This is a genomic window from Bradyrhizobium sp. USDA 10063 (assembly GCF_054063735.1).
Map to the genome: position 1 here is coordinate 476,333 of NZ_JBSSGP010000002.1, position 12,293 is coordinate 488,625.

Below are 12,293 nucleotides of genomic sequence, written 5' to 3' on the forward strand. Positions count from 1 at the left end.
GACGCCGCCGGGCACCGATTAAGGTTCGCTCACGACCGAACTATGCAGTGATTCCGCAGAACCCCGTCGCTCGTTTTGGAGCCACATTAGAATCGTTTCAAACAATCAGATTAGAAGCGTTCTGATCTGGATCGATTCAACTCGGCGGGCCGCGCATTCGCATTGACCCAAAATTTCCGCGTCGATACCACCCAGCCGGGAAACATGTCGCGCAACATAGCGCGCTGGTCGAAATTCATCCCGAGGCGTGTGATGCGCAACGTGAAAGAACCGAGGTTGCAGCGTCTCGAGATGGCGATCAATCCAGTGGCCGGGCGGCTTGAAGGCTACTCGGGCAAAAGGGTTGCGACGGCCGTGACGCAGGCTACGCGGGTTGCGTCTTTCTTCTGGCTGCGGAGCATGGTACGTGGTGCCAACGCCCGCAGCCTGATCGTTGATCTCGACACTGCTATCCAGGCCTTGGTGGAGCGGCTTGGGCGGGACGACCCTGAAACGGTCAAGTTGACCGGCACCTATCACAATCTGATCCGCCACTGGGCCGAAGTATGAACACCTTAACTATTCGTGCGACATTCGCTGCAATCTCCACCTTGGCGCTGATCTCGCTGGCGGCGCCGTCATCGGCGCAGCAGCAGATCGCGCCCGCCGCTCCATCCGCGCCGGGGGTGCAGCAGGCTCCGGCAGCACCGCAGGCGCCTGCGGCCGCTCCGCAGGTCGCTGCGCCGACGCAGGCTCAGCCGACCGCGCCTGCTCAGCCTGACGCGTCGGGCGGAACCGGCGAGACCGCAGGGGCCGCGCCCGTCGAAGGCGACGGCAAGAAATCGGCGACTATCGCCGGACTGAAGGAACTTTCGCCCTGGGTGATGTTCTGGAACGCCGACATCGTCGTGAAGGCGGTGATGATCGGTCTCGCCTTTGCGTCGCTCGTGACCTGGACGGTGTTCATCGCCAAGATGATCGAGCTCACCGTCGTGCAGCGCAAGTTGCGCGCCGCACTGGCCAAGATCAGCGACGTGCGCTCGCTCGCGGAGGCGCAGTTCGCGCTCGGCGCCAAGGGCAGCGTGCTGTCCGCCCTGATCGCCGCCGCGATGCGGGAAGGGCGCCTGTCGGCCGGCATCTCCAGCGACGCGGGCATCAAGGAGCGCGCAGCGTCAAGCTTTGCCGAGATCGTGCGCGCCGAAGGCCGCCGTATCCGCGTCGGCATGGGCCTGCTCGCGACCATCGGCGCCACCTCGCCCTTCGTCGGCCTGTTCGGCACCGTCTGGGGCATCATGAACAGCTTCATCGGCATCTCGAAATCGCAGACCACGAACCTCGCGGTGGTTGCGCCCGGCATTGCGGAAGCATTGCTCGCGACCGCGATCGGCCTCGTCGCGGCGATCCCGGCCGTGATCATCTACAATCATTTTTCGCGGGTGACGAAGGGTTATCTGGAACTGGTCAGCCGCGCCTCGGGCGCGGCGGCGCGGCTGCTGTCGCGCGATCTCGACCGCACCCATGTCAGCATGTCCGGCGGCGCACATTCGCGCGCAGCGGCGGAGTAGGCGATGGCCGTTTCGATTGCAGAGAACGACGGCGACGACGACGATTTCGCGGAATCGCACGAGATCAACGTCACCCCGTTCATCGATGTCATGCTGGTGCTGCTCATCATCTTCATGGTGGCCGCGCCGCTCTCGACCGTCGACCTGCCGGTCGATCTGCCGACGTCGAGCGCGACGCCGCAGAAGAAGCCTGACAAGCCGACCTATGTCAGCATCAAGTCGGACCTCACGCTTGCGATCGGCGAAAATTCCGTCAAGCGCACCGAGCTGGTGCATTCGCTCGATACCCTGGCCGACATGAGCAAGGATAAGTATGTATTCCTGCGCGCCGATCGTGCCGTGCCCTATGGCGAGCTGATGGGCGTGATGGAAATCCTGCGCTCGGGCGGCTACACTCGGGTCAAGCTGGTGACGCTCGAAGGCGTTCCGGGCGCGCCTGCTGCGCCGCAAGCTGCTGAGCCGGCAAAACCCTGACGACGGGCAGCGATGTCTGACCTCGATCTCGAGCAAAAGCCTTCCAGACGGCTATGGATTTGCGCCGCAGTGACGGCGCTTGCGCTGCATCTTGGCGGCGCGGCGCTGGCGCTCGCGAATTTGCGCGGCGACGATGTCGGCGACGGCCTGGGCGCAAATGCCGCCGAGTTCGCGGTGGAGATGGCCTCGCCCAAGGTCGAGGAGGAAAATCTGCCGCCGGGCCCTGACGCCGATGCGTCGCAAGCCTCTCCGCAACTCGCCGAGCAGAAGGCCGAGGTCAAGGAGACCGACCTTCCGAAGGACGTGCCGACCGAGTCCGAAGATCCCGACCGCATCGTCACGCCGAACGACTCGCAGAAGCCCAAGGAGGAAGAACCGGAGGTCGCGAAGGTCCAGACCCAGGCTTCAGAAGAGGCGCCCGCCCAGGAAGCAACCGCGCGGCAGACGCTGGAGGAGAAGGCGCCGGAGGCCGAGCAGGCCAAGGCCCCCAATCAGGGCATCGGCAAGGACCGGCAGAAGCTCACCGCCGACTGGGGTCGCAAGATCAGCGCCTATTTCGAGCTGCACAAGCGCTACCCGCACAACAAGAGCAAGGCGACCACCGTGAAGGTCAGCATCGTGCTCAATCGTCGCGGCAACGTGGTCAACGTCGCGGTCGCGGAGTCCTCCGGCGATCCGGCCTTCGACGACGCGGCCATCTCAATGATCCGTCGCTCCGACCCTGTCCCCGCACCCCCGGCCGAACTCACCGAAGACCAGTTCGCCTTCAGCCTCGACGTGAACTTCAAGAAGCCGAAGTAATCTGCTGGTCGGACCTCGCCCGATGCCAAACTCGCAATGACGGCGTCGTCCCCGCGAAAAGCGGGGACCCATAACCACAGGGCGTTGTCGTGTGCTCCGCTGCAACCGCTTGCTCGTGCCACAACGACGGCCTGTGGTTATGGATCCCGTCGTTCGACGGGATGACACCGGTGCAAGACGCGACGGCTCAGCTAGCTAGCGCCAGAAATAGCGGATGCCGACGTAGACCACGACGAGGCAGGCGAAGATCAGCGCCACCGGGAGCGGCCGTTTGCCTGTTGGTCCTGATACGCCCGGCTTCTTGGCGGGGAGGCGGCGGAAGGCGGTGACGTTGCCGCGGTCGGCGACCGGCTCGCGGGAAGGGGCGGGGACGTCGGGCGGCGTGCCGGCGCCGCCCATCTCGGCATAATAGCTCTTGTACATCAGCTTGATGGTGGCCTCGCTCGCCTCGGCCTCCGGCATCTGATCCAGGAGTTTTTTGTAGGTGGCTAGGAAATTCTGCGCATCCGCCGACAGAGAGGACGTGCCGTTCAGCTTGGCGAGCATTTTCCACGTCGCGAAGTCCGCCCTGGCGCGGGTGTCCGCACGTCGGGCGATCAGCATATCGGCAGCTTTGATCAAGAGGCCCTCGCGATTTTTTTCCTCAACCTACGCGTTGCCGGTGATGAGGAGAAGCGCACGTATCACATAGCCGGTCAGTGTCCGCAGTATCGCGGAAATAATATCAAGATTGAGACCAAGCTGCGAACCGAGGAGGGGCAACAGGATCAAAAGCCCGATCAGGATCAGCAGCCCGTAGGGTTCGAGCCGCGCGAGCGGCTCGGCGAGCGGCCGGGGCAGGAGCCCGACCGCCACCCGGCCGCCGTCCAGCGGCGGGATCGGCATCATGTTGAAGATCGCGAGCACGATATTGATGAGGAAAGCGTTTTTGAGATTGTCCGCGATCCAGCGCGCGCTATCCGGCGGGGCGAAGGGTAGCGCGTGGAAAGCCAGTGCGGCAACCAGAGCGAGAATGATGTTGGTGGCAGGGCCGGCCAGCGCCACCCAGACCATGTCGAGCCTGGGATGCTTGAGATTGCGGAAATTGACCGGCACCGGCTTGGCATAGCCGAACAGGAAGGGCGACTGCGACAGCAACAGCACGGCGGGCAGGATCACCGTGCCGAAGGGATCGATATGCTTCAGCGGATTGAAGCTGACGCGGCCGAGCTGCCAGGCGGTGTTGTCACCAAGCCGGTGGGCGACGAAGCCGTGCGCGGCCTCGTGGAAGGTGATGGCGATCAGGAGCGGCAGCACCCAGACGGAGATGGTGTAAAGGGAGATGTTCAAGGGGGATATCCGGTCGCGGCGGCCGCCGCTGTCAACCACACATGGTTGCCGCTGGGTTCCAGCGCAAGACGGTAACCGCGCGACCCATTGGCGCGGAACGTCGGCCCGCCGCCGTCAGCGCATCCTCGCCGGATCGGCTTCGGCGATCTCCTTGGAGCCGGATTGCGTCGTCGCGATCCAGATGCCCGCGAACACGGTGACGATGCCGGCTGCAAGATTCCAGCGCAGCGGTTCGCCCAGCAGCGTGGCGCCGACGAGCGATGCTGCGATCGGATTGAAGGTCACCGAGATCGCGACGAGGGTCGGTGTCGTGCGCTCCAGCGCGAACGCCCAGAGGTAGAACGTCAACGCGGCGCCGAAGGCTCCGAGATAGATCGCGCCGAACCATTGCGGGACGCCGAAGGCGGCGACCGGGGCAAAGCTGCCGCGCGCGAGCGAGGCGAGGGTGAGACAGGCCGCGCCGGCGGCCATGGCCATCGTGGTGAATGGAATGGGACCGGAGCGACGGATGAAGGGCTTCGACCAGATGCTGTAGAGCGCCATGCAGAGCGCGGCCGCGACCATCAACAGATCGCCGCGCCACGCCCCTTCCGGCGCGGCGCTGAGGCCGGAGAGCAGAGCCATCGAGACGCCGAGGATGGTCACCAGGACGCCAGTGGTCTTTCGCAGCGTCAATTGCTCGCTGCCAAGCGCCGCGCCGACCGCCATCGTCAATAGCGGCAAGGTCGAGAGCGCGAGCGCGCCTCGCGCCGCCGTCGTGAAGATCAACGAGGCGTTGAACAGGATCGGAAACGCGGCAAAGAACAGGAGGCCCAAGCCAGTCACTGCCGGCCAGTCGCGCCGCGCCGGCCAGCCTCTCTTTTGAATCAGGACGAGCGGAAGCAGCAGCAGCAAGCCGATGCCGAAGCGAAACGCGCCGATGGCGAGCGGGTCGATGGCGCCCACGAGATAGCGCGTGGCCCCGATCGACGTGCCGCCGAGCGCGCTCGAGAGCACTGCAGCCAAAACACCCCAAGTTTCGCCCATCCGGCTTGATCCCCTTTTCGGCTCTTGCCGACGGTAGGGGACAAGCGCTAATCAAGGAATGGAATTTATCTGATAGATCAAATCATGGTTCGTTATGAGCCTCGATCCAGATCTCCTGAAGGCATTCGTTGCGGTGGCGGACCATCGTTCCTTCACCCGCGCGGCCGTGGCGCTGAACCGGACGCAATCGGCGGTCAGCATGCAGGTGAGGCGGCTCGAAGAGCGGCTGCAGGCGGAGCTGTTTCACCGTACCAAGGCCAATGTCGATCTGAGCGCCGCCGGCGAAGGCCTGCTCGGCTATGCACGCCGCATCCTCAGCCTGAACGAGGAGGCGGTGGGGCGCGTCCGGGAGCACAAGGTGGAGGGGCGCGTCCGCCTGGGCGTCATGGACGATTACGGCACGCTATTGGTGCCGCCGCTGCTCGCCGGCTTCGTCGCCAACTATCCGCTGATCCATATCGAGATGGAAACGGGACTGACGTCCTCCATGACCGATCGGCTCGGCGAGGCTTACGATCTCGTCATCGCCATGCATCCGCAAGGAAGCGGCGAGGGCGAACTCTTGCGGCGCGAGCAGGCCATGTGGGCGGCGAGCCCGGAGCATCGCGTCGAGGAGCTGAACCCGCTTCCGGTGGCGCTCTATCCGCAAGGCTGCCTGTTCCGGAGTTGGGCGATGCAGGCGCTCGACGCAGCGAAACGGCCGTGGCGGCTTGCCTTCGTCAGCCACAGCCTGGCGGCGGTCGAGGCGATCGCAATGCAGGGACTGGCCGTGACCGTAGTCAAGGCCGGCACCTTTCCGCCGCGGCTCCGGCGCTTGTCGGACCGCGACGGCATGCCGCCGCTACCGCGCGCCGACATCCGCCTGCATCGCGCCACGGATCTGTCGCGCGCGGCGTCCCTGCTGGCCGATCATCTGGTGGCGGAGCTTCGCCAGCCGACTTAATACGTCGCGCGGCCGCCGGAGATGTCGAACACCGCGCCGGTGGAGAAGGCGCAATCCTCCGAGGCCAGCCAGGCGACCAGCGCGGCGAGCTCTTCGACGAGCACGAAGCGGCCTTTCGGGATCTTCGACAGCATGAAGTCGATATGCTGCTGCGTCATCTGGTCGAAGATCGCGGTGCGCGCCGCCGCCGGCGTCACCGCGTTGACGAGGATATCGTGCTGCGCGAGTTCCTTGCCGAGCGATTTCGTCAGCGCGATCAGGCCGGCCTTGGACGAGGAATAATGCGCCGCGTTCGGATTGCCTTCCTTGCCCGCGATCGAGGCGATGTTGACGATGCGGCCGTAGCCCTGCTTGAGCATCGCCGGCACGATCGCCTTGCAGCAGATGAAGGGGCCGTCGAGGTTGATGCGCAGCACCTTGCGCCATTCCTCGAGGTCGGTCTCCCACACGGTCTTGTTGATGCCGGCAATGCCGGCGTTGTTGATGAGGATGTCGATCTTGCCGAACGCTTTCAGCACCTCGTCGCGCGCTTTCTCGACGCCGGCGGGATCGGTGACATCGACCTTGAAGGCGGCCGCCGCCGGACCGATCTCCTTCGCTGTCTTCTCCGCCAGCGCGATGTCATGATCCCAGATCGCGACCTTGGCGCCGGAGGCAACGAAGCGCTCGGTGATCGCGCGCCCAAACCCTTGCGCGCCGCCCGTGACGATGGCACTGCGGCCGTTGAGATCGTATTTGTTCATGGTGTGCCTTCCCTAGAATTAGAGTGTCCAGCCGCCGTCGATGACATGCGCGACGCCGGTGGTGAACGCGCTCTCGTCGCTGGCGAGATAGACCGCGAGTGCGGCGATCTCTTCTGCCGTGCCGAGCCGGCCCATCGGCTGGCGCGCCACGAACATGTCGCGTCCGTTCGGACCTGCAGCAGCCGCGCGCTCAAGCATCGATGGCGTCTCGATGGTTCCGGGGCAAATGCAATTGCAGCGCACGCGCTTGATGAAGTCGGCCGCGACGGAGCGGGTGAGGGCCGCGACCGCTGCCTTCGTCGCGCCGTAGACGTAGCGGTTCGGCGCCGCCTTGAAGACGCCGGCGGCGGAGGAGATGTTCACGATCGAGCCGCCGCCCGCTTCGAGCATGCCCGGCAGGAAGGCGCGGATCGTCCGATGCATCGACTTCACATTGAGGTCGAAGGAAAAGTCCCAGTCATCATCGGAGCAATCGAGCATGGTGCCGTGATGCACGAAACCCGCGGCATTGAGCAGGATGTCGGTCTTGCCCGCGCGCTTTGCCATCGCCGCGACCGCAGCGGTGTCGCGCACATCGAGCCGGGCCACTTCGGCGACGCCCTCCTGCTTGAGAAGCGCGAGCTTCTCCTCGTCGATATCGGTGGCGAACACCGTGGCGCCCTCGCGCGCAAAGGCGACCGCACAGGCGCGGCCGATGCCCACGGCCGCTGCGGTGACGAATGCGCGCTTGCCCTTCAGGCGGTCTGACATGTTGTCTCCCTTTATTCTGCTCGTCATTCCGGGGCGTCGCAAAGCGACGAACCCGGAATCCATTGCGCCACACTTGCAAGCGGAGAGATAGATTCCGGGTTCACGCTCCGCGTGCCCCGGAATGACGGCCGTTGGTCAATGATTATCCCTGGCCACCCCGACCTTGCCGGCGATGTCGTGATAGCGGGTGGCGAGTTCGAGGCAGGCGCCAGTGGCCTGCTGGCCGACGGTCGCGCGATAGAGCTCCTGCCACGGCGTCTGGTTGGCCGGATAGCGGAAGCCGCCATTTGCTTTCAAGTCGGCATGCCGCTTCTTCACCTCGTCGTCGGAGATCAGGATGTTGGCGGTGCCCTTGTTGAGGTCGATGCGCACCCGGTCGCCGGTCTTCAGGATCGCCAGCCCGCCGTCGGCGGCCGCTTCCGGCGAGGCGTTGAGGATCGACGGCGAGCCTGACGTACCGGATTGGCGTCCGTCGCCGATGCAGGGCAAAGACAGGATGCCGCGTTTGATCAGCGCCGCCGGCGGCTGCATGTTCACGACCTCGGCGCCGCCGGGATAGCCGATCGGACCGGCGCCGCGGATGAACAGCATGCAGTGCTCGTCGATCTCGAGCGAAGGATCCTCGATCCGCTCGTGGTAGTCCTCCGGGCCCTCGAACACGATGGCGCGGCCCTCGAAGGCGTTCGGGTCCTTCGGGTTGACAAGATAGCGGTCACGGAACTCCTTGGAGATCACGCTGGTCTTCATGATCGCGGAATCGAAGAGGTTGCCGCGCAGCACCAGGAAGCCTGCGTCCTTCACCAGCGGCTTGTCATACGTCCAGATCACGTCGCCGTCAGGCTGGGCCGCTTCCTTGCAGTTGTCGCCCATGGTGCGGCCGTTGACCGTCACCGCGTCTTCATGGATGCGCTTGTGCTTCATCAGTTCGCGCACCACCGAAGGCACGCCGCCGGCGCGGTGATACTCCTCGCCAAGATAGAAGCCGGCCGGCTGCATGTTCACCAGCAGCGGCACGTCGTGGCCATATTTCTGCCAGTCGTCGATCGACAATTCGACGCCGACGTGGCGGGCGAGTGCGTTGATGTGGATCGGCGCGTTGGTCGAGCCGCCGATCGCCGAATTCACGACGATGCAGTTCTCGAATGCCTTGCGGGTGAGGATGTCGGAAGGTTTCAGATCCTCCCAGACCATCTCGACGATCCGCTTTCCGGTCTCGTAGGCGATCTGGCCGCGCTCACGATAGGGCGCGGGGATCGCCGCGCAGCCCGGAAGCGACATGCCGAGCGCTTCGGCCAGCGAATTCATGGTCGAGGCGGTGCCCATCGTGTTGCAATGGCCGACCGACGGCGCCGAGGAGGCGACGACGTTCATGAACTCTTCGTAATCGATCTCGCCCGCGGCGAGTTGCTCACGCGCCTTCCAGACCACGGTGCCGGAACCGGAGCGCACGCCATTGTGCCAGCCGTTCAGCATCGGCCCGCCCGACAGCACGATCGCAGGCAGATTCACAGTCGCCGCCGCCATCAGGCAGGCGGGCGTGGTCTTGTCGCAGCCGGTGGTCAGCACCACGCCATCGAGCGGATAGCCGAACAGAACTTCGACGAGGCCGAGATAGGCGAGGTTGCGGTCGAGCGCGGCGGTCGGCCGCTTTCCCGTCTCCTGAATCGGATGGGTCGGAAACTCCATCGCGATGCCGCCGGCTTCGCGAATGCCTTCGCGTACCCGGTGCGCGAGTTCAAGATGATGGCGATTGCAAGGCGAGAGATCGTTGCCGGTTTGCGCAATGCCGATGATCGGTTTGCCCGACTGCAGTTCCTGTCGCGTCAGTCCATAATTAAGGTAGCGCTCGAGATAGAGCGCGGTCATGCCGGGGTTGTGCGGGTTGTTGAACCATTCGCTGGAGCGGAGCTTGCGCTTGGTGACTGGCGTAACAGGCTTGTTCATTGTTTCTCCCCGAGCGCAACGGCCTATGCTGCACTGCACTCAGCCTTGTTTCATTGACGCGACTTTATGCACGTCGACCCGTTGTTCGCAATTGATTGAGCGCGGCGATATTCAACTTTGATCCAACGACATGGCGAAAAAATTCTGCTAAGAGGCACCTCAACTTGAAGAGCGGGCGGGGCCTTTATCGTCCTAACCGCCGCTAGAATCGGAGGGAATTGAATGGCGTCGGTGCAGATTAGCGACGTGCGGAAGTCGTTCGGTGGGTTTGAGGTCCTGCACGGCGTGACTGTTCCGATCGAGGACGGTGCGTTCGTGGTGTTGGTCGGCCCCTCCGGCTGCGGCAAGTCGACGTTGCTGCGCATGCTCGCGGGACTGGAGAACATCACCTCCGGAACCATCTCGATCGGCAATCGCGTGGTGAACAACGTTCAGCCGAAAGAGCGCGACATCGCGATGGTGTTCCAGAACTACGCGCTCTACCCGCATATGACCGTTGCCCAAAATATGGGCTTCTCCCTGAAATTGCGTAGCGCGAACCAGCAGGACATTACCTCCCGGGTCAAGAAGGCCGCTGAAATCCTCGCATTGACGCCGCTTCTGGAGCGCTATCCGCGCCAGTTGTCGGGCGGTCAGCGCCAGCGCGTCGCGATGGGGCGCGCCATCGTCCGCGATCCCCAGGTGTTCCTGTTCGACGAGCCGCTGTCCAATCTCGACGCCAAGCTGCGGGTCGCGATGCGCACCGAGATCAAGGAACTGCATCAGCGGCTGAAGACCACGACCGTCTATGTCACCCATGACCAGATCGAGGCCATGACCATGGCCGACAAGATCGTCGTCATGCATGACGGCATCGTCGAGCAGATGGGATCGCCGCTCGAACTCTATGACAAGCCCGACAACCAGTTCGTCGCGGGCTTCATCGGCTCGCCGGCGATGAACTTCCTCAACGGGCATCTGAAATCCAACGGCCAGATCTATGTCGAGACCGAGGAGGGCGCCAAGCTGCCGCTGGCGACGGCGCCAACCGCTTCCGATGGGAAGCCGGTGATCTATGGCATCCGGCCCGAACATCTCGACCTCGCCAGTGACGGCATCGAGGCCGAGGTCATCGTCGTCGAACCCACCGGCTCGGAAACCCAGATCGTGGCGCGCATCGGCAAGCAGGACATCATTGCGGTGTTCCGCGAGCGGCACGACGTCAAACCCGGGGAGAGAATTCATTTGCGGCCGCGCGCGTCGTCCGCTCACCTGTTCGACAAGGACACCGGCCGTCGCCTCTAGGCGGCCGGACTAACAAGCCCAAGCAAGACCATAAAATTAAGGAAGTAAGGGAGAAGACTTGAAATGAATAAGTTTACCACCGATCGCCGCTCGCTGCTCAAGGGCGGCGCGGGCCTTTTGGCTGCCGCAGCGACGATGTCGGGCGACGAGCTCTTGGGCTATGCGAAGGCCTGGGCGCAGACTTCGCCGTGGAAGCCGGAGCCGGGGGCGAAGATCAATCTGTTGCGCTGGAAGCGCTTCGTCGAAGCCGAAGACGTCGCCTTCATGAAGATCGTCGACGCCTTCCAGAAGGCCAACAACGTCACCATCAACGTTTCCAACGAATCCTACGACGACATTCAGCCCAAGGCGTCGGTTGCCGCCAACACCGGGCAGGGCCTCGACATGGTCTGGGGTCTCTACTCGCTGCCGTTCCTGTTCCCGAGCAAATGCGTCGACGTCACCGACGTCGCCGACTATCTCGGCCAGAAGTGCGGCGGCTGGACCGACTCCGGCAAGGCCTATGGCATGCTCAACGGCAAATGGATCGGCATTCCCGTTGCGGCCACCGGCGGCCTCGTCAACTATCGCGTCGCCGCGGCCGAGAAGGCCGGCCACAAGGAGTTCCCGAAGGATCTCGCCGGCTTTGCCGACCTCGTGAAGGGCATGAACAAGAACGGCACGCCGGCCGGCATGGCGCTGGGCCATGCCTCGGGCGATGCCAACGGCTGGCTGCACTGGGCGCTCTGGGCCCATGGCGGCAAGATGATCGACAAGAACAACAAGGTCGTCATCAACTCGCCGGAGACCGCGAAGTCGCTGGAATACGTCAAGGGCCTCTACGAAAACTTCGTGCCGGGCACGGCGTCGTGGAACGACAGCTCCAACAACAAGGCGTTCCTCGCCGGCCAGCTTCACCTCACCACGAACGGCATCTCGATCTATGTGACGGCGAAGAAGGAGAATCCGCAGATCGCGGAGGACATGAACCACGCGCATCTGCCGCCCGGCCTCGACGGCAAGACGCGCGAGCTTCATCTCGGCTTCCCGATCCTGATCTTCACCTTCTCGAAGTATCCGCAGACCTGCAAGGCGTTCACCGCCTTCATGCTGGAGCCGGATCAGTTCAACCCTTGGATCGAAGCGGCGCAGGGCTACCTATCCCACTTCCTCCTCGGCTACGACAAGAACCCGGTCTGGACCGCCGATCCGAAGACGACGCCTTATCGCAGCGTCGCGCAGAGCGCCTCGACCCCGGCCGGCGAGGCGCAGATGAGCGAGAACGCGGCGGCCGCGATTGCCGACTTCGTGCTCGTCGACATGTACGCGAACTACTGCACCGGACGCGAGGATACGAAGACCGCGATGGCTTCGGCCGAACGCGCGGCCAAGCGCATCTTCCGCTAAGCGAGCAGCCGGCGCGGACTGCCGCGCCGGCTTTCTGGTTGTTGAGCGATCGGGGCGACGCTCGGCGCA

General features: G+C 64.1%; 12 protein-coding genes and 1 pseudogene. 7 read left to right on the forward strand and 6 right to left on the reverse strand.

What is annotated here, in order from left to right:
- Nucleotides 1-342 precede the first annotated feature (342 nt).
- The 4 genes and pseudogenes from ACVJGD_RS04095 to ACVJGD_RS04110 form a co-directional block, all read left to right on the forward strand.
- Nucleotides 343-549, forward strand: a pseudogene (locus ACVJGD_RS04095) (PKHD-type hydroxylase); the annotation flags it as partial.
- Nucleotides 546-1,544 (forward strand): tonB-system energizer ExbB, encoded by a 999-nt coding sequence (gene exbB / locus ACVJGD_RS04100; protein WP_456633158.1) that lies wholly within the window; start codon nt 546-548, stop codon nt 1,542-1,544. The pseudogene ACVJGD_RS04095 and the gene exbB, both read left to right, overlap by 4 nt.
- 3 nt (nt 1,545-1,547) lie before the next feature.
- Nucleotides 1,548-2,018 (forward strand): TonB system transport protein ExbD, encoded by a 471-nt coding sequence (gene exbD, locus ACVJGD_RS04105; RefSeq protein ID WP_456633159.1) that lies wholly within the window; start codon nt 1,548-1,550, stop codon nt 2,016-2,018.
- Between the two features lie 12 nt (nt 2,019-2,030).
- Nucleotides 2,031-2,819, forward strand: coding sequence for a TonB family protein (locus tag ACVJGD_RS04110; RefSeq protein WP_456633160.1), 789 nt, complete (start codon nt 2,031-2,033; stop codon nt 2,817-2,819).
- A 195-nt stretch (nt 2,820-3,014) separates the two neighbouring features.
- Here the strand turns inward: ACVJGD_RS04110 and ACVJGD_RS04115 are convergent, their stop codons facing one another.
- The 3 genes from ACVJGD_RS04115 to ACVJGD_RS04125 all read right to left on the reverse strand — a co-directional run bounded on the left by ACVJGD_RS04115 (nt 3,015) and on the right by ACVJGD_RS04125 (nt 5,174).
- Entirely contained in the window at nt 3,015-3,422 is a 408-nt protein-coding gene (locus ACVJGD_RS04115) for a hypothetical protein (protein WP_456640160.1), read from the reverse strand.
- 45 nt (nt 3,423-3,467) lie between these two features.
- A complete protein-coding gene (locus ACVJGD_RS04120; RefSeq protein ID WP_456633161.1) occupies nt 3,468-4,148 on the reverse strand; it encodes a site-2 protease family protein in 681 nt (226 codons plus the stop codon).
- A 114-nt stretch (nt 4,149-4,262) separates the two neighbouring features.
- Entirely contained in the window at nt 4,263-5,174 is a 912-nt protein-coding gene (locus ACVJGD_RS04125) for a DMT family transporter (RefSeq protein ID WP_456633162.1), read from the reverse strand.
- A gap of 94 nt (nt 5,175-5,268) precedes the next feature.
- Between ACVJGD_RS04125 and ACVJGD_RS04130 the strand changes: the two genes are divergently transcribed.
- Nucleotides 5,269-6,117: a LysR substrate-binding domain-containing protein gene (locus ACVJGD_RS04130; RefSeq protein WP_456633163.1), complete on the forward strand. Its 849-nt coding sequence runs from the start codon at nt 5,269-5,271 to the stop codon at nt 6,115-6,117.
- On the opposite strand, the gene ACVJGD_RS04135 is transcribed toward ACVJGD_RS04130, so the two are convergent.
- From ACVJGD_RS04135 to ACVJGD_RS04145, 3 genes are all read right to left on the reverse strand, one after another.
- Nucleotides 6,114-6,860, reverse strand: a complete 747-nt coding sequence (locus ACVJGD_RS04135) for an SDR family NAD(P)-dependent oxidoreductase (RefSeq protein ID WP_456633164.1) — start codon at nt 6,858-6,860, stop codon at nt 6,114-6,116. The two genes, ACVJGD_RS04130 and ACVJGD_RS04135, sit on opposite strands and share 4 nt — an antisense overlap.
- Nucleotides 6,861-6,878: 18 nt before the next feature.
- The gene (locus ACVJGD_RS04140) at nt 6,879-7,610 is read right to left on the reverse strand and encodes an SDR family oxidoreductase (protein ID WP_456633165.1); all 732 of its coding nucleotides are present in this window, start codon (nt 7,608-7,610) and stop codon (nt 6,879-6,881) included.
- Between the two features lie 135 nt (nt 7,611-7,745).
- The gene (locus tag ACVJGD_RS04145; protein ID WP_456633166.1) at nt 7,746-9,554 is read right to left on the reverse strand and encodes an IlvD/Edd family dehydratase; all 1,809 of its coding nucleotides are present in this window, start codon (nt 9,552-9,554) and stop codon (nt 7,746-7,748) included.
- Between the two features lie 222 nt (nt 9,555-9,776).
- Here ACVJGD_RS04145 and ACVJGD_RS04150 point away from each other — a divergent pair, with 222 nt between their 5' ends.
- Together ACVJGD_RS04150 and ACVJGD_RS04155 are read left to right on the forward strand one after the other, a co-directional pair.
- Nucleotides 9,777-10,838 carry an ABC transporter ATP-binding protein gene (locus ACVJGD_RS04150; RefSeq protein WP_456633167.1) on the forward strand — a complete coding sequence of 354 codons (1,062 nt, stop codon included), beginning with the start codon at nt 9,777-9,779 and terminating at the stop codon, nt 10,836-10,838.
- 63 nt (nt 10,839-10,901) lie between these two features.
- Nucleotides 10,902-12,224 carry an ABC transporter substrate-binding protein gene (locus ACVJGD_RS04155; protein WP_456633168.1) on the forward strand — a complete coding sequence of 441 codons (1,323 nt, stop codon included), beginning with the start codon at nt 10,902-10,904 and terminating at the stop codon, nt 12,222-12,224.
- The last annotated feature ends 69 nt before the right edge of the window (nt 12,225-12,293 follow it).

Bases quoted from the DNA above. Each gene is read 5' to 3' on its own strand.
- ACVJGD_RS04135 (WP_456633164.1), bottom strand. From the start codon at position 6,860: ATGAACAAATACGATCTCAACGGCCGCAGTGCCATCGTCACGGGCGGC.
- ACVJGD_RS04155 (WP_456633168.1), top strand. From the start codon at position 10,902: ATGAATAAGTTTACCACCGATCGCCGCTCGCTGCTCAAGGGCGGCGCG.
- ACVJGD_RS04150 (WP_456633167.1), top strand. From the start codon at position 9,777: ATGGCGTCGGTGCAGATTAGCGACGTGCGGAAGTCGTTCGGTGGGTTT.
- ACVJGD_RS04110 (WP_456633160.1), top strand. From the start codon at position 2,031: ATGTCTGACCTCGATCTCGAGCAAAAGCCTTCCAGACGGCTATGGATT.
- ACVJGD_RS04140 (WP_456633165.1), bottom strand. From the start codon at position 7,610: ATGTCAGACCGCCTGAAGGGCAAGCGCGCATTCGTCACCGCAGCGGCC.
- ACVJGD_RS04130 (WP_456633163.1), top strand. From the start codon at position 5,269: ATGAGCCTCGATCCAGATCTCCTGAAGGCATTCGTTGCGGTGGCGGAC.
- exbB (WP_456633158.1), top strand. From the start codon at position 546: ATGAACACCTTAACTATTCGTGCGACATTCGCTGCAATCTCCACCTTG.
- exbD (WP_456633159.1), top strand. From the start codon at position 1,548: ATGGCCGTTTCGATTGCAGAGAACGACGGCGACGACGACGATTTCGCG.
- ACVJGD_RS04145 (WP_456633166.1), bottom strand. From the start codon at position 9,554: ATGAACAAGCCTGTTACGCCAGTCACCAAGCGCAAGCTCCGCTCCAGC.
- ACVJGD_RS04125 (WP_456633162.1), bottom strand. From the start codon at position 5,174: ATGGGCGAAACTTGGGGTGTTTTGGCTGCAGTGCTCTCGAGCGCGCTC.
- ACVJGD_RS04115 (WP_456640160.1), bottom strand. From the start codon at position 3,422: ATGCTGATCGCCCGACGTGCGGACACCCGCGCCAGGGCGGACTTCGCG.